The organism is uncultured Campylobacter sp., assembly GCF_938017705.1.
In the GTDB taxonomy this organism is placed as follows: domain Bacteria; phylum Campylobacterota; class Campylobacteria; order Campylobacterales; family Campylobacteraceae; genus Campylobacter_B.
Map to the genome: position 1 here is coordinate 12,518 of NZ_CALIIS010000222.1, position 16,423 is coordinate 28,940.

Annotated in this window: 16 protein-coding genes; 15 read left to right on the top strand and 1 reads right to left on the bottom strand. The window is 49.7% G+C overall.

The window, feature by feature from the left end; genetic code table 11:
* Positions 1 to 3: 3 nt before the first annotated feature.
* The 14 genes from Q0605_RS10240 to Q0605_RS10305 all read left to right on the top strand — a co-directional run bounded on the left by Q0605_RS10240 (position 4) and on the right by Q0605_RS10305 (position 14,970).
* Positions 4 to 885 (top strand): lysophospholipid acyltransferase family protein, encoded by an 882-nt coding sequence (locus tag Q0605_RS10240; protein WP_298706746.1) that lies wholly within the window; start codon positions 4 to 6, stop codon positions 883 to 885.
* Positions 855 to 2,321 (top strand): ELM1/GtrOC1 family putative glycosyltransferase, encoded by a 1,467-nt coding sequence (locus tag Q0605_RS10245; protein ID WP_298706748.1) that lies wholly within the window; start codon positions 855 to 857, stop codon positions 2,319 to 2,321. The genes Q0605_RS10240 and Q0605_RS10245 overlap by 31 nt, the downstream gene beginning before the upstream one ends.
* Positions 2,318 to 3,394, top strand: coding sequence for a glycosyltransferase family 4 protein (locus Q0605_RS10250; protein ID WP_298706749.1), 1,077 nt, complete (start codon positions 2,318 to 2,320; stop codon positions 3,392 to 3,394). The genes Q0605_RS10245 and Q0605_RS10250 overlap by 4 nt, the downstream gene beginning before the upstream one ends.
* Positions 3,391 to 4,578 carry an O-antigen ligase family protein gene (locus Q0605_RS10255; RefSeq protein ID WP_298706751.1) on the top strand — a complete coding sequence of 396 codons (1,188 nt, stop codon included), beginning with the start codon at positions 3,391 to 3,393 and terminating at the stop codon, positions 4,576 to 4,578. The genes Q0605_RS10250 and Q0605_RS10255 overlap by 4 nt, the downstream gene beginning before the upstream one ends.
* Entirely contained in the window at positions 4,575 to 5,387 is an 813-nt protein-coding gene (locus tag Q0605_RS10260) for a polysaccharide deacetylase family protein (protein WP_298706753.1), read from the top strand. Before Q0605_RS10255 ends, Q0605_RS10260 begins: the two co-directional genes overlap by 4 nt.
* Complete coding sequence (locus Q0605_RS10265) at positions 5,384 to 6,616, top strand: glycosyltransferase (RefSeq protein WP_298706755.1); 1,233 nt, start codon at positions 5,384 to 5,386, stop codon at positions 6,614 to 6,616. The genes Q0605_RS10260 and Q0605_RS10265 overlap by 4 nt, the downstream gene beginning before the upstream one ends.
* Positions 6,604 to 7,770: a glycosyltransferase gene (locus tag Q0605_RS10270; RefSeq protein ID WP_298706757.1), complete on the top strand. Its 1,167-nt coding sequence runs from the start codon at positions 6,604 to 6,606 to the stop codon at positions 7,768 to 7,770. The genes Q0605_RS10265 and Q0605_RS10270 overlap by 13 nt, the downstream gene beginning before the upstream one ends.
* A complete protein-coding gene (locus Q0605_RS10275; protein ID WP_298706759.1) occupies positions 7,767 to 8,558 on the top strand; it encodes a polysaccharide deacetylase family protein in 792 nt (263 codons plus the stop codon). Before Q0605_RS10270 ends, Q0605_RS10275 begins: the two co-directional genes overlap by 4 nt.
* Complete coding sequence (locus tag Q0605_RS10280; protein ID WP_298706761.1) at positions 8,555 to 9,310, top strand: glycosyltransferase family 2 protein; 756 nt, start codon at positions 8,555 to 8,557, stop codon at positions 9,308 to 9,310. Before Q0605_RS10275 ends, Q0605_RS10280 begins: the two co-directional genes overlap by 4 nt.
* Positions 9,311 to 9,374: 64 nt before the next feature.
* Entirely contained in the window at positions 9,375 to 11,570 is a 2,196-nt protein-coding gene (gene purL, locus Q0605_RS10285; protein ID WP_298706763.1) for a phosphoribosylformylglycinamidine synthase subunit PurL, read from the top strand.
* Between the two features lie 96 nt (positions 11,571 to 11,666).
* Entirely contained in the window at positions 11,667 to 12,554 is an 888-nt protein-coding gene (locus Q0605_RS10290; RefSeq protein WP_298706765.1) for a DnaJ domain-containing protein, read from the top strand.
* Between the two features lie 108 nt (positions 12,555 to 12,662).
* A complete protein-coding gene (locus tag Q0605_RS10295) occupies positions 12,663 to 13,274 on the top strand; it encodes a hypothetical protein (protein ID WP_298706767.1) in 612 nt (203 codons plus the stop codon).
* 14 nt (positions 13,275 to 13,288) lie between these two features.
* Complete coding sequence (locus tag Q0605_RS10300) at positions 13,289 to 13,912, top strand: hypothetical protein (RefSeq protein ID WP_298706769.1); 624 nt, start codon at positions 13,289 to 13,291, stop codon at positions 13,910 to 13,912.
* A 26-nt stretch (positions 13,913 to 13,938) separates the two neighbouring features.
* A complete protein-coding gene (locus tag Q0605_RS10305; RefSeq protein WP_298706770.1) occupies positions 13,939 to 14,970 on the top strand; it encodes a hypothetical protein in 1,032 nt (343 codons plus the stop codon).
* A 94-nt stretch (positions 14,971 to 15,064) separates the two neighbouring features.
* On the opposite strand, the gene Q0605_RS10310 is transcribed toward Q0605_RS10305, so the two are convergent.
* Positions 15,065 to 15,277, bottom strand: coding sequence for a hypothetical protein (locus tag Q0605_RS10310; protein ID WP_298706772.1), 213 nt, complete (start codon positions 15,275 to 15,277; stop codon positions 15,065 to 15,067).
* Between the two features lie 49 nt (positions 15,278 to 15,326).
* Between Q0605_RS10310 and Q0605_RS10315 the strand changes: the two genes are divergently transcribed.
* Complete coding sequence (locus tag Q0605_RS10315; protein ID WP_298706774.1) at positions 15,327 to 16,040, top strand: hypothetical protein; 714 nt, start codon at positions 15,327 to 15,329, stop codon at positions 16,038 to 16,040.
* The last annotated feature ends 383 nt before the right edge of the window (positions 16,041 to 16,423 follow it).

The following is a 16,423-nucleotide window of genomic DNA, read 5'->3' on the forward strand; positions in this document are numbered from 1 at the left end:
TTTATGAAGGAAAAAATCCAATATTTTTTGGCGCTGGGTCTGATAAAATTTGCAAAATTCGCGCCGAAAAGCTTCATATTCGCATTTTTCGATAAGCTCGCACTTTTTGCATCGTGGAAGCTTAGCAGGCGCGTTAAAGTCGCACAAGACAACCTTCGCGCCGCCTATCCGCAAAAAAGCGAAAGTGAGCTTCACTCTCTTGCGATCGAGAATTTTCGCAGTATCGCTAGGACGCTTACCGACACGCTTTTATTTTACAACGGCAGACTAAAATTTGATGATTTGATTTCAAACGGCGAGCAGGCGCTAGAGCGCGTCCGAGAGCTAAAAGGTGATAATCCGCACGGGATTTTATTTTTTACCGCACATTTTGGAAATTGGGAAATTCTAGCTAATTTTTTCGGCGCCAATGGCTTTCCCGTCTCGGTAGTCGGGCGTCGCAGCGATAATGAGTTGATCGAAGAGCGGCTCGTGGCGCCGTTTCGCGAGCGCTACGGCAACGACCTCATTTACAAGGACGATGCGATGCGCAGACTCGTGCAGGCGCTAAAGCAGGGGCGCAACGTAGGCATTCTGCCCGATCAAAAGCCAGGTCCTAAAAACAGCCTGATTACGACCTTTTTTGGACGACAGTGCTACACCACGAAGACTATCGCGTCGCTTTATTTGAAATTTCGCCCCGTGCTGATACCAATTTTTGCGCGCCGCGGAGAGGATGATCGCTACGAGATCGTGATCAAGGATTTCCCGCCGCTACCTGAGGGGCTAAATAAGGACGAGGCCGAACTGTTTATCACGCAAAAGTGCAACGACATTTTCGAAGAGGTCGTGCAAACCGCGCCGCAGCAGTGGTTTTGGATACACAAACGATGGAAAATGGACTGATGGCGTGGCAAATTTCAAGAGGCGAGAGCAGACGGGGCATCGTGAGAAATTTATCCGCGCCGCAGGGCTCGTGCCTCTTTGCAAAAGAGCAAAGCGCACTAAATCTAGGCAGCGCCGCGTGCGCCGTTAAAATTTCAAATCGCGAAAATTTCGTAGCGATCGCCGCCGCGCGAGAGAGCAAAAATTCGGATTTCAAAAATTTTATATCGTTTTGCGGTGGCTCCTCTTGTGCTTTGCGGTGTGAAAGCTTTAGTGATAAAAATTTAAGATCGGGTGCCTCAGATTACGCGTGGCACGCAGGCGGCGGGTCATTAAATTTAAACAGCGAAAACTCCGCTGCAAATCAGTCCGCCGCTAAAAATTCGTATCGAAAAGCGCTCATCTTAAGCGACGGCCGCAAGGGGCACGAGAACCAAAGCATCGCATTTTGTGAGCTAAGAGGGCTTGAGTTTTGCCTTTGCAAGATCGCTTACTCAAACAAGCTTCTTAAACTCTGCTCCTACGTGCTTGATTTTTTCGGGCTTTATTTTAAAATTTTTAAGTGCGACCTTGATGATGGCGGTGCGAGCGAGATAAAAGACGCGGACCTCAAAAACGGATCAAATTTAAACAACCCCGCTTTAAACAGCCTCGTCGCGTCAGATAGCGCAAATTTAGATGCCGCGCCGAATGGTGCCAATTCAGACGCCGTATCATATAACGCAAATTTTGACGCCTCGGCAGATCGCAATTTAAATTTCGCAGATTTCGATCTATTCGTAGGCGCGGGCTCTACGAGCTATTACGCGCTGAAATTTTACGCGCGCAGATACGCAAAGCCGAGCGTAGCACTAATGTATCCGAAGGGCTACCGCAAGGATTTTAGCGTCATCATCGCAGGCGCGCATGATCGCCCGAAGCCGCGCGCGAACCTTAAAATTTCACCCGTCTCGCTTAGCTTTTCGCGCCCGCAGGGGCTGTATCAGCCGCAGCGCAAATCCATCGGATTTATTATCGGCGGACCGAATTCCTGCTTTGAGATGGGGGATGAAATTTTAAAGCAGGTAGAGACCGTAAGGGCGCAGTTTGCGGACTGCGAGTTTGCGCTAACGACCTCTCCGCGCACGCCGCGAGCTACCGAGAGCGCGCTAGCCAAGCTTAGCTGGGATTACAGCGCGATTTACAGCCGCGAGCCAGTAAATCCGATCGGCGATTTTTTGGCGCAGTGCGAGTGGGTTTTCATCAGCGAGGATAGCGTCTCGATGATAAGTGAGGCTGCATCTAACGGGAGCGCGAACGTGGCTATTTTGAGTTTAAAACGCAAAGACGCTCATAATAAATTTGACGATTTTATAAGCGCTCTTGTTTCTACGGGGCATGCTAGGCGCTACGATGAAGTGCTAAAAAAGACCGCGAAGTACGATCTTAAGGCGTTTGTGAGGGAGATAAAAATATGAGGGTCGTGCAAATCCTGCCCGAGCTGAACGAAGGCGGCGTCGAGCGCGGCGTAGTCGAGCTAAATAGGGAGTTCGCACGACGCGGCATCGAAAATTTCGTTATCAGTAACGGCGGTAAATTGGCGCCAAAGATAGAAAAAGATGGCGGCGTGCACGTACAGCTCGACGTTTGCTCCAAAAATATCCTAAGCGTTGCGGCGCGCGTTTTAAAGCTGCGTAAAATTTTAAGCAGGATCGCTCCCGACATCGTGCATGTCCGCTCTCGCGTGCCGGCGTGGCTGGTTAAATTTGCTCGCTCGCATGCAAAGATCGTAAGCACCGTGCATGGGATAAATTCCGTAAATTTCTACAGCAAAATCATGACGGATGCGGACGCGATCATCTGTCCTAGCGGCTATGCGCGCGATCACGTGGTGCGAAGCTACGGCGTAGACGCAGCCAAGATCACGATCATTCCGCGCGGCATCGATCTGGTAAAATTTAATCCCAAAAATTTAGACGAGCGCTTTATCGCGGAATTTCGCGAAAAATTCCACCTCGCGCAGGATGATTTCATCGTCTCAAGCATTGGGCGCATTACGCAGATTAAGGATTACAAAACCCTGATCCGCGCCGCGGCTTTGTCGAGCGAACAAAAGCTTAAAATTTTGATCGTAGGCGGCGTGGGAGCGGGTCGCGACGAGTATTTTTCGGAGCTAAAATCGCTCGTAGAGGGGCTTGGTCTCTGCGAGCGCGTAATTTTTGCAGGTTCGCAGAGCAAGGTGGCCGAGATTTACTCGCTCTCGTCGATCACGGTAAGCGCTTCAAGCAAGCCTGAGAGCTTCGGGCGCTCGATGGCTGAGGCGATAGCGCTCAACTGCCCGGTGATCGCGACTCGCCACGGCGGCGCGCTGGATATTATCAAAGAGGGCGAAAACGGCTACTTTTTTGACGCGGGCGACGCACAGGCGCTGGCACGGCTGTTTGCCCCCGCGCGCGAGCTGAAATTTGACGGCTACGGCTACGTTTCGCAAAACTTCAGCCTAGAGCAGATGGTAGAAAAAACGATAAAGGTTTATGAGAGTTTAATATGAAAAAAATTTTTTACGAAAACGGCGCGCCTAGCGGCTGGAGAATCACATTTTTAACGCTGCTGCTTCTTTGGTGCGCGTCGCTGTTTTTTAAAAACGCGGTCTATCAGATCTCATTTGCGGCGCTAAATTTGTTCTTTTTGGCGCATCTATTATATTTTAAAAACTATTCGATTTTAAGCGAAATTTTGAAAAAAACGCGATTTATCGCGATCTGCTTCGTCTGTTTAGTGGCGACGCTAGCGATCTCAAACCTCCTAAACGAGGCGGTTATCTCAAAAAAGGCGTGGCAGAGCACGCTATTTTTCGTACTTCGATACGGCGCGATATTTTTGGTACTTTGTTATTTTTACAAGCTCAAATTTTTTGATCAAAACGCCGTTTTTGCCTTTCTTTTCGTGGGGCTTGGAATTTTAGCGGCGAGCGCGATCTATCAGCTTGTAAGCAGCGCCGATGCGATCGTCTTTTCAAGCGACTCTGTTCGCGGCGGACTTAGCGGATCGCTTTCGAACCGCAATATCTTAGGGCTTTTTATGGGTTTTGGACTCTGCCTTAGCACGGTGACGATACGGCGGCCTTTGGCACTTAAATTTGCCGCTTTATTTTTATTTGCATTTTTTATGATCTTTTCATTTTCCAGAGCGGCGTGGGTCGGCGCGTTTTGCGCGCTTGTGTTTTACAGCGCGCTAAATTTAAAGAGCCTAAACAAAAAATACCTACTTTTCACGGTGGGTTTCATCGCGCTTTTTGCCGTTTTGCTTGCGCTTTCGCCGTCGTTTGAGCAAAGGCTAGCCGCGCTATTTAGCGGCAACTCCTCGGGCAGAACCGTGATTTGGGGCTATATTTTAGAAATGGCGCAGCAAAAGCCTATCTTGGGCTACGGGCTGGGCTCATATATAAATTTGCCGGGCTCCCCGGTTCTTGAGCATCCTGAATATAACGCGCCGCACAATCTATTTTTAGAAATTTTACTTTATAGCGGCGTGCTCGGTCTCATCTTTTACGGAGCGATCCTATTTAGCGTTTTTAAGGAGTGCATTCAAAGCAGGCAGTTTGGGGTTCTTGCGCTTCTAATCTATCTTTTGATAGATTGTCAGTTCGATCACGGAGCGTATCTGTCGAAAGAAGCGCTAAGCCTGGCTACGATTTTGAGCTTTTTGGCCTATCGCATGAGGATCGAGCGATGATCTACGCGGCGGTTTTGGCTTTTGCGGCGCTTTTTGCGTGGTTTTGCCTGCGCTTTGCGTGGTGGGCGAAGGATCTGCCTTACGAGTATCCGCGCGTGCTGATGTATCATATGATCCGCGAGCATCTGCCAAAGCGTGCTTCTAAATTCAACCGCCTACGCGTAACCCCCACCGAGTTTGAAAAACAGCTTGCGTGGCTGAAGCGAAACGGTTTTACGAGCTACACTCTAAGCGAGCTTGCAAGCTTGGATAAAAAGCCCGCAAAGGCGGTTTGCATTACCTTTGACGACGGATATCGCGATAATCTCACGGGCGCTCTACCGATACTTCAAAAATACGGCTTTAAGGCGACGATTTTCATCGTGAACCGGCGCTTTGGCGGGAATTGGGCGACCGATAAGGATCTGAAAAAATCAAGCGACGAGCTAAATCGCGAGCAGATGCTAAGCGACGAGGAGGTCCACGAGCTTTTGCAAAGCGGGCTTATCGAGATCGGTTCGCATACGCTCGATCACGCAAACTTGCCTAGCTTGGATCCGCAAGAGCAGCTGCGCCAGATGAGCGAATCAAAGCGCGAAATAGAGGCGAAATTTGAGATTTCTTGCAGCGCCTTTGCCTATCCGTTCGGCTTTTACGACAAGATTAGCGTCCGCTGCGCGCGCGAAGCGGGTTTTAGCTGCGCCGTTACGACGCAAAACGACGTGTTGCGCCCGCACTACTCAAATTTTGAAATTCCGCGCATCATGGTTAGCGGCAGGCAGGGGCTTTTTAGCTTCATTTTGAAGATGAAGAAGGGCAGAAACAGATGAAAATCGCCTATCTTTGCTGCTCCAGATTTTACGGCGGCGTCGAAAAGATCGTGATCGACTCGCTAAATGAGCTTTGCAAAAGCGAGCAGGCGGCGCTCATCGTGCCCGATAGATGCGAGTTTTTGCAGCGTCTGGATGCTCGCGTGCAAATTTATGAGTACAAAAGCCGAGACAAGCGCTACAATCCGTTTTTGTTCGCTGAAATTTATCGGTTTTTACGCTCGGGCGGATTTGAAATTTTACATTCGCACGGTGCCAAAGCCGCACAGATCGGCTTCGTGGTCGAAAAATTTTTAAATCTTAAGCTCGTTGCGACCAAACACAACGACCGCAAAGCGCCCGTTTTCGATCGCGTGCGAAACGTCATCGCAGCCTCGCGCAAGGTCGCAACCACGATAAATCACGCCGCAAAGGTGATATATTTCGGTATAGAGCCGCGGCGGGAGTTTGCAAATCATGAAATTTTCGCGCGCTGCAAGGACTTGGAGGGTGCCGCAAACGAAGCGCTCAAGGAAACAAAGGACGCGCGCAGCGACTCGGCTGGCGTTGCGGGTGCGTCGCAAAATATGGCTGATGCTGCGTACATGTCGCAAGATACGCCTGATGGGGCGAGTGTATCGCAAGATATGCCTTTGGATGCGGACGCATCGCAAAATAAGACTAGCAGCGTATTCGTATCGCAAAAAGGCGCAAACGCGGCGGCGGAAAATTTTAAATTTAGCATCGTCGCGGTCGGCAGGCTCGATAAGATCAAGGGTTTTGATCTTTTGATCCGCGCCGCAAGCGAGCTGAAATTCGATTTCGAGCTTAAAATTTACGGGCAGGGCGGCGAGAGGCAAAATTTACAAAATTTAATCAATTCGCTAAATTTACAGGATAGGGTGCGGTTGTGCGGCTTTTGCGACGACGTTGCGGCTGCGCTTGCCGCATCGCACCTGCACGTCATCAGCTCGCGCAAGGAGGGCTTTCCGGTGATTTTGATCGAAGGTATTTTTTATTCGCCCGTGCTGATATCTACCCGCGTGGGCGGAATTTCGGAAATTTTAAGCGAAGAGTTTTTGTACGAGGCGGCGGATCTGGGCGCTAAGATTGATGAAATTTACCGCACTTACGGCAAATACGCCCGAGCTTTTGCGCAAAAGCACGCCAAGTTCAAGCAAACTTTGACGCTGCAAAATTATATTAGCTCGCTTAAAAATTACTACGAGGAGCTGTTATGCGAAGCCTAAAGATCGTGCATTGCGGCATTTTCAACGAATACGACGACGGCAGTTTTTTCTACGGCATGGAGCGCAAAATCAGCCACGGGCTCATCCGCGGCGGGCACTTCGTCTATGATTTTAGCTACCGCGATTGGGAGCGGAGTCTGCGCTTTTGCGGGCTGAAAAACAGCGGGCTAGAGAAAATGAACGCCAAACTCGTGCGTATCTGTGAAAACATCGGCGCCGATCTGCTTCTAATCGGCAAGGGCGAAAAGATCGGTCTTAGCACGCTGCAGGCGATAAAATCGGCGCTTCCTAAGATTAAAATCGCGATCTGGTACGTCGATCATCTGCAAGAAAAACGGGAATTTTTCGAAAAATTAAGCTTCATCGACGTGTTTTTTTGGGCGAATGCGCTGAAGCTGCGTGATCTTTCTGCAAGATACGGCGCGAAATTCGCCTTTTTCCCAAACATCTCCGATGCGGCGTTTGATAGACGCCTAGACGCCGCCAAAACGACCGACGTGATCTACATAGCGCGTGATTATAAAGAGGACGTGAGGTATAAATTTGCGCTTTTGCTGCGCGATTTTTGCGAAAAAGAGGGACTTAGGCTTAAAATTTTTGCGAGCCTCGGCGCGCCTGCCGTATTCGGCGATAAATTTCATCGCGAGATCGCGGCTGCGAAGATCGCGATAAATTTTAATCGCGACGACGAACTTGAGTGCGCGCGCGCTCATAAATTGCTCGGCGCGAGCGACCGCATGGCACAGTTTTTAGGATGCGGTGTCTGTACTTTTAGCCCCAAGATCGCGGGGTTTGAGCGGCTTTACGAGGACGGCTCGGAGATAGTTTATTTTGACGGTCCTGCGGATTGCTTTTCAAAGATCAAATGCCTTCTTTCTAGCGGCGAATACGCGCGTATCGCGCGGCGCGGCAGAGCCAAGACGCTAAGGATCGCAAACGCCGCCCGAGTGGCAAAATTTATGCTTGAGACGATCTTTGAAGAGAGCTTTGGCGCAGATGCTTGCGGTGAAATTTCTGATGAAAAATGCAGCGAGAGCGGCGGCGAACGTCGCGGCGCACTAGGCGGAAAAGACAAAAACGAGCGGGGCGATTTTTACAGTGAGCCCTACGAGTGGCGCGAGTTCGTCTATAAAAACGGAGAAAAATTCAGATGATTTATTTTGTAGCTTTTCTGATCTTTGCCGCCGCAGCGGGCGTTTCGCTGCGGTATAACTGGTGGCGGATCCCGCAGGGCTGGCATAAGGCGCGGGTGCTGATGTATCATAGCGTAGAGGAGCACAAGGGCGATAAATTCGACAAATGGCGGCTAAGACCTGCTGATTTTGAAAGACAGATCGCGTGGCTTGCGAAAAACGGCTTTAAAAGCTTTAAATTTGGCGAGCTTATCGCGCTAGAGCGGCTGCCTAAAAAGGCGGTTTGTATCACCTTCGACGACGGGTTTGAAAATAATTTTACCAGCGCCTTTGAAATTTTGAAAAAATACGATTTTAAAGCGAGCATATTTTTGGTGCCGGACGCCGTGCAAAACGACTGGGAGCGCGCTAATACGGCCCATCTTGCAAGGATGCTGAGCGAGGAGCAAATTTTAAAAATGCAGGCAAGCGGGCTGGTGGAGTTTGGTGCGCATACGATGCACCACGTAAATTTAGACCTTACCTACGCGAGCGATCCACAGCTTGCCGCAGATGAGATCATCGCGTCTAAAGCTCGCGTAGCGCGTATTTGCGCTCAGCCTTGCGAGGTGTTTGCCTACCCGTACGGTAAATTTAACGACGAAATTTTAAATATCGCCAGATCAAATTTTAAAGGCGCAGTGATCGTCAAGCGCGGACTTTACGAAGCGGGCGACGACAAATACGCCGTAAAGCGTATCGGCATTTTGGGCACGGAGAGCTTTTTTGATTTTTGGTTGAAATTTACGAGGATAAGGAACAAACTATGATTAAAGCATCCGTTTATGCGATAGTGATGAATGAGGAGCGCCACATCGAGCGTATGCTGCGTAGCGTGGCGGATTTCGCCGAGATCATAATCGTCGATAGCGGCAGCACCGATGCCACGCTGCAAATCGCGCGTAAATTTACCGATAAAATTTACCACCACGATTGGCAGGGCGAGGGGGTGCAGAAAAACTATGCATTTTCGCTCTGTAGCAACGAATGGGTGCTAAATCTCGACGGCGACGAGGAGGTAAGTCCTGAGCTAAAGGGCGAGATAGAGGAGTTTATGAGCCAGAGCGATTACTCGGCGCTGGATATTAAATTTCATGAATACTCGCTAGGGCGCAAGTGCTCCGATCTCGTGCGCAAAAATACTCACATCCGCTTCTTTCGTAAGGAGTGCGGCGAGTATAAAAATATGGGGGTGCACGCGCAAATTTCGATCATAAAAGGCGCGGTGAAAAAGAGCAAATTTTGCATCAACCATTTTAGCGAAAAGCCGATCGCCGAGCTCGTTACGAAAAACAACAACTACTCCACGCTGCGCGCGCAGGGGGATTTTGAGAAGGGCAAGAAGCCGAGCCTTGCGAAGCTTTTGCTGATCTATCCGTTTGCGTTTTTTAAATCATACATTTTGCGCAGATCGCTTTTTGACGGGCGCAAGGGATTTATCACGGCAAACATTAACGCATTTTACGCGTTTTTAAAAGAGGCGAAACTTTACGAGAAGTATCTTAAAAAGGGCGAAGATTAATCGAAATGATAGAAAATTTTAGCTATCATTGCGACCTAAATTTAACGGCGAAAAGGGCGAAAAAATGGATAAAAAAGTAGTAGCGGCACATAAAATTTCAGACGAAGAATATGAAAAAATTTTAAAAATTTTAGGTCGCGAGCCAAATCTGCTCGAGCTTGGGATTTTTAGCGCGATGTGGAGCGAGCACTGTAGCTACAAATCGAGCAAAAAATACTTAAGCGGCTTTCCGACCAAGGCGCCTTGGGTTATCCAGGGTCCTGGCGAAAACGCAGGCGTCATCGACATCGGCGGCGGCATGGCGGCGGTTTTTAAGATGGAAAGCCACAACCACCCTAGCTTCATAGAGCCGTTTCAGGGCGCTGCGACCGGCGTGGGCGGGATACTGCGCGATATCTTTACGATGGGCGCGCGCGTCGAGGCCAATATGAACTCGCTTCGTTTCGGCGAGGTGCGAGGAAGGAGCGAAAACGCCAGAAAGCAGCGCTATCTGCTAAAAGGCGCGGTTGCAGGCATCGCGCACTACGGCAACTGCATGGGTATCCCTACGATAGGCGGCGAGACGAGCTTTGATAAGAGCTTTGACGGCAACATTTTGGTTAATGCCTTTGCTCTTGGTATCGTTAAAAAGGATGAAATTTTCTACGGCAGGGCCGAAGGCGTGGGCAACAGCGTGATCTACGTAGGCTCTAAGACCGGGCGCGACGGGCTCGGCGGAGCCGTGATGGCGAGCGATAGCTTTAACGACGCGAACAAATCCCTGCGTCCGACGGTGCAGGTGGGCGATCCGTTCGCCGAAAAGCTGCTGATGGAGGCGTGCTTGGAGCTTTTTAAAACCGATTACGTCGTAGGCATCCAGGATATGGGCGCGGCGGGGCTTACTTCGAGTAGCTTTGAGATGGCGGGGCGCAGCGGCAGCGGCATGAGGTTAAATTTGGATCGCGTGCCGATGCGCGAGGAGGGGATGAGCCCGTATGAGCTGATGCTAAGCGAGAGTCAAGAGCGTATGCTGATCTGCGCTAAAAAGGGCTGCGAGGAGAAAATCAAAGAAATTTTTGCCAAATGGGATCTTGATGCCGCCGTAATCGGCGAGGTGACGGATAGCGGCAAGATGGAGCTTTTTTGGCACGGCGAGCTGGCGGGCGTCATTCCGATCGAGCCGCTTAGCGAGGCTGCGCCCGTGCTGGATCGCCCGATAAAAGAGCCTGCATATATGGCGCAGATCGCGCGGCAAAATTTATGCGGCTGCGGTGCAAGCGAGCGCGAGCTGGACGCGGCGTTTGATAAAATTTTTGAGGACCCCGAAGTGCTAAATAAATCCTACATCTACGATCAATATGACGCCAACGTAGGGTTAAATTCTGCCAAGCGTCCAGGCATGCTGGGCGCTGCGGTGATGCGAGTTAAGCAAAACGGCGTAAAACTCGCGATGGCTGCGGACTGCAACACGCGGATGAATTACGTCCATCCTCGCATAGGCGCGGCGCTCGCGGTAGCGTCGGCGGGACGAAAGGTCGCTATGAGCGGCGCAACGCCTCTAGCCATCACCGACTGCCTAAACTACGGCAATCCGCAAAATCCCGAGGTCATGTGGCAGTTCGCGCAGGGCTGCGAGGGGATCAAGCAGGCTTGCGCCGCGCTAAATACCCCGGTCATCAGCGGCAACGTAAGCCTATATAATGAAACGGGCGGCGTTAGCATTCAGCCCACTCCCGCGATCGTATGCGTGGGAACGAATGAGGGCGAGATCATCCCTAGCGATTTTTGCGCTAGCGGCGTGAGCATCTATCTGGTAGGCGATACGAAGGGCGTTTTTGCGGGCTCGCTTTATATGAAAGCGGTGGAAAATCGCGTCGCAGGCAGCCTACCTGAGTTAAATTTAAAGGCCGAGCGCGCTCTGTGGGACTTCGCGATAGAAGCCGGCAAGAGCGGGGTTTTGGAATTTGCAAATTCCGTAGGTATCGGCGGCGTGGCGATTACGCTAGCTAAAATGGCGTGCGTGGGCGGCATCGGCGGCGAGTTTGAGATGAGCTGCGACGATAGCAGAGATATTTTCGACGAGAGCTTTTCGCGCGCGATTTTCGGCGTGCGCGACGAGGCGAAATTTAAAGAGCTGGCCGCAAAATACGGGCTAAGCTTGATGCGTCTAGGCATCAGCGGCGGCGAAGCGTTTCGCATAAATTCCGTCCGTAAAAATCTAAAGGCGTTAAAAGAAATTTACTTCGGCGAGTTTGCTAAGATCGTAAAGAGCGAAGACTAGCGCGTGCTTAGCATCATATTCCTTTTAATCGCGCTGTATATTTTCGCACAGATCGGCGGGGCTCTCAGCAACTCCGGCTATCGCGGCAAGGCGCAAATGCAGCTAGCAGAGGCTAAAATTTTAGTAGCGCTTCTGGCCAAGGTCGCCAAAAGCGACGGGTACGTAAGCGAGTCCGAAGCTGCGATGATAAGCGAAATTTTAGACGATTTGGTGCGCCAAATGGGCGCCGGCGAACGCGAACGCCAGGCGCTGAAGCTCGTTTATAAGCTCGAGAAAGAAAACCTCGCAAACGTACGCGAGCTCGCCGAGAAATATAACCAAACCTACCGCCCGAGCCCGAGCCGCAAAACGGGGCTAATCTATTTCTTTTTAAATTTAGCCTACGTCGATCGCGGTTTTAGCGCGGCAGAGCGGCGCACGATCTCGCAGATTTGTGACGGATTGGGCATTGCGGAGCATATCCAAAGCCAGATATTCGCGACCTTTGAGCGCAGTTTTTACGGCACATATTACGAAAACGGCGGCTCGCAAAGCAGCTCCGCTTACGACGAATACGACGGCTATAGCACAAGAAGCGGCGGGTATTGGGACAAATACGGCGGCAGAAGCACGGGTGGCTACGGAAGCAGCAGTTACGGCGGCGGCACCGGCTACGGCTATGGCGGCACGGCGGGTTCGGGCTATGGAGGCTCGCAAAGTTCAGGCGGCTCATACGGCGGGTATTCGAGTGGATATGGCGGTTATTCGGGCGGCTCGCAAGGCTCCGCCAAAACCAAAAGAGATCCGTATGAAATTTTGGGGCTCTCCAAGGATGCTACGTTTAACGAGATCAAGAAAAAATACCGCGAACTCGTGAAAAAATACCATCCCGACATCCTGATGGGCAAGGGCGCGGACGAGGAGATCATCCAGGAGGGCACGAAGAAGCTTCAGGAGATCAACGAGGCGTATAAAATTTTAAAGGAGCGCTTCGGCGAGAAGTAGGGCGAGCAAATTTTAAAATTTGAGGGCGCAGAGCGTCTTGAAATTTTAAAATAGGATGGCGAGACGGCGGCAAGGTGCGGCGAAAGATTAGAATTTAAGGAGCGATAAATGAAAAATTTTATAATTTTTGCCGTTTTGGCGGCACTACTTGGAGGATGCGCGATATTGCGTCCGGCTAAGAGCGATAAGGAGTTTAAATTTTACGACGGCAACAAAACCGTGATCTATAAATTTGCGGGCGAGGATCTGTATGAAAACGGCAGAAATTTAGGCTCTTATTCTATGGATAGAGGCGAGTTTAGGATGCTCGTGCTCGACGAGGCGGGCAAGTCTTACGGCAACAATTACAAGTCCGCGCTGAATGCCAAGCGGATGAAATTCTATCTTTTTAACGATGAAAGGGCTATGGTATTTAGCATTTGGCACAAAGATGGGATTTGCAGCGTCTATAACGCCGGCAGATACGTAAATTTCGACTATACTTCAAATATGTTCAAAGACGGCGATTGGCTTTATGCGGACGGCAAAATTTCAAAAAGCGAGAGTTCGGTGCAAAATATGAGTTCAAAAACGTTGAGTGCATATAAAAATATGAATTTTGAAAAAGCGATCGATCGCAAAGATACGAAATATATCGCGGAGGAGTTGGCTGTGGCTGGATTTTTCAAAAAGACGATCGCGGATCTTAAAAGAATGATCTTAGACGATTTTTGCAGATAAACTTCGGGGGAGCTATGGATAAAATTAAAATTTTAGCGCTGCTTGCGGCGGCCATGCTGCTTACAGGCTGTATGAAGGTAAAGTATTCGCAAGCCGAGCTGCATCCGGAAAATTCCGTGATGATGAGCTATGACGGGCAGATCGCCACCGAGTATAAAATTTCAGGCGGCGTGCTTTTTAAAGATGATGCGATCTTAGGAAAATACGAAGAGGCGGGCTCCAATCTTTATCTATTTACGGACGAAAGAGGGATGAACGTGGCTGGGGATCAAATTTCGCAAAGAGCTCTAAATAAATTTACGATCTACGTTTTTACGCCCAATAAAGAGCTGCGAATCGCCGAGTATTCCGCGAGCGGCGGCGTTTGCAAGGCCTTTGCGGAGGGCAAATTCGTAAGTCTGAAAGAGCACTTTAGCGGCTACGCTTCCTCCGCGCCGCTTTATTCATACTCGTTTTCGGCTTCGGTGTCGCAAAGCGCCAGTGCAAACGTGATCTCACGTTACGAATACGTGAGCTCAAGCCTAAAAAATAGTAGGGCGTTTTTGCAAAGCCCGCATACGGCTCTAGGCAATACGGTGAAAGAGAGCATCGAGTGGCACCGGGACAAATTGCGCGATATTTGTAAGATAAAATTTTAAAACCAAACCAACACGAAAGGAAAACCATGGGATTTTTATCCAAAGACGAAGAGCCGCATAGGCAGGGCGCCAAAAAGGCGGCGAAGCAACCGCCGATCTTGATGAAGCAAACGCAAGAGGTGATCACGAATATCGAGAAATATCTGGGCGCGCCGCTGCTTACATATTTTAATTCGGGCGCGGGCAGCGTCTGCGGCAACGACGCGATCAGTATCAACGACCACCTCAAGGGCAAGCATTTCGAAAAGCTCTATCTTTACATCAAAAGCGACGGCGGCAGCGGCATTGCATCGCTTAAGATCGTCTCGATCCTGCGCAACCACTGCGACGAGCTGATCGCGCTGGTGCCGGCAAACTGCGCTTCGGCGGCTACGATGATGGCGCTTGGGGCGAATAAAATTTTAATGGGGCCGCTAGGATATCTAACGTCTGTCGATACCTCGCTGCGACACGAGCTTTCGCCGGTTACGAACACCAACGACCAAGCCAACGTTTCGATGGACGAGCTAAGCCGCGTGGTGAAGCTTTGGAAAAATAACGAGCGTCCAAACGACGAGAACCCGTACAAGGAGCTTTACAAATATATCCATCCGCTCGTTTTCGGCGCCGTCGATCGCGCAAGCAGCCTGTCGCTTAAAATTTGCCGCGAAATTCTGCGCTACCACTTCGAAGATGAGCAAAAGATCGCCTTTATCAGCGACAAGCTAAACAGCGGCTATCCGTCGCACGACTATCCGATCTTATTCAGAGAGGCTAATGAGCTTGGGCTTCAGGTCGAGAAGATGGATATGCGCCTAAGCGAGATGCTTCAAATTTTAAACGAGCTCTACGCCGAGATGGGGCAGCGCACATTCACCGACTTCGATGAGAACAACTATCACGACAATAACATCGCCAATATCATCGAAATTTCGGGATGCCAGATCTACTATCAGATCGACAAGGACTGGTTTTATCGCGAGGAGGAGAAGCGCTGGATCGTGCTAAACGACGAGAGTTCGTGGCGCAAAAACGAGATCGACGGCAAAAATATCAAAAACAGCATCTATTATATTTAGTGCGGTTTTTGGGTCTCGTGCCGATTTAAATTTGCGGCTTGTAATTTGACATTCGGCGATTTTTAAATTTTATGATCTTATCAAACATGTTTGTTTAGTATGCGGTGCGAACCGCGCTCGTAAAACTAACCGTATTAAATTTGCCGCCGATAAGCGCGGCGGAATTTAGCGAAAATTTTAAAATCAAGCTCGCGATTGGTCCATCTTGCCACACGAAATTTATAGCCGCGGAATTTTGTCGCGTAGAATTCCGTCGCGCCGCAGAGCCTTGCGGGAAAGATGAGCGGGTTTTTCTAGCGCCGAGCAAACAAACGCCTAGCAAGCGGCGCGAAATTTAAACTTAATTTTGGAGGATTATGCGAAATAAGCAGCCCTGTATCGAAGGCAGGATAGAAAACTTGCGCGTCCGCGTCCTTAGGCAGGAGATCGAGACGCTCGTGCTTTTTGAGATCGACGGCGTTCGCTTTCGTATGCGTTGCAGGTCGTTCTCGTTTAAGCAGGGCGATTTGGTGCGCGTAAAATACTGCAAGCAGGGATATTTAGGCAGCCTCGTCGCCTTGGAGGTCGAGCACCGCAGAATGCCTTTGGAATATGCCCGCGATTTTGCGTTGAGCGCGCTGGATGCCACGAAGCGCACGCTATCTTTAGCTTGGGACATTTTGATTACATTCGGTCTTATCTTTTTCGCCACGACGGTATTTTACGCGATCTATTTTGCGTTCGCAAAAGACGCATTCCCAAACCTAGGCGATTTTTTCTACACTTGTGCTGGGCTTGCGCTCGTTGCGATGATAATTCTGGCATACGTTTATGCGATCGTCCGCGCTATTGAAAGGCGCGCACCTCGTTTGACACGGATATTTTTGACGTGCACCTACTTTGCTATATTCCTTATGCTTTTTACTGCCGTTTTTATCATCGCGTTTGCGGTATTGCTTTATATTTGCGATATTTTGGGCTTTGGGGATTATTTCTTTTCTTCTTTAGCGCTCGCATTCGTGTGTTCGTATCTGGTTTGCTCTACCTACATGCAAAAACTCTCATCGTGGCGCAAGCGTCGTAAGAAATAGCGCTACCCCGCCGCATAAATACATAGCGTGGAATTTCATAATTACGTAGCCTCAAATTTTGCATAGCAGAATTTCGCAGCGTGCTATAAATTTTATGCGCCCCGAAATTTTGAAATTTTGTTTTGCACAAATACAGCGAGCTACAAAATTCCGCCAGGCGAATAAACCATACCGCTGCAAATTTTACATTTTTAAAATTCCCGTGCTCCTAAGCCTTTGATCGCTCGCCGTTTATTTTAAAGCCGGCGGAAGCTCAAACAAACTAAAGCTCATTTGAGCCGGGAATTTCGGATAAATTTAAATTTACGCACTAGAGTCTAAGCAATCGACCCAATAAGCGACGATTTAAAACGTTATCTCCCAGTTAAATCTAAAATTTCTGC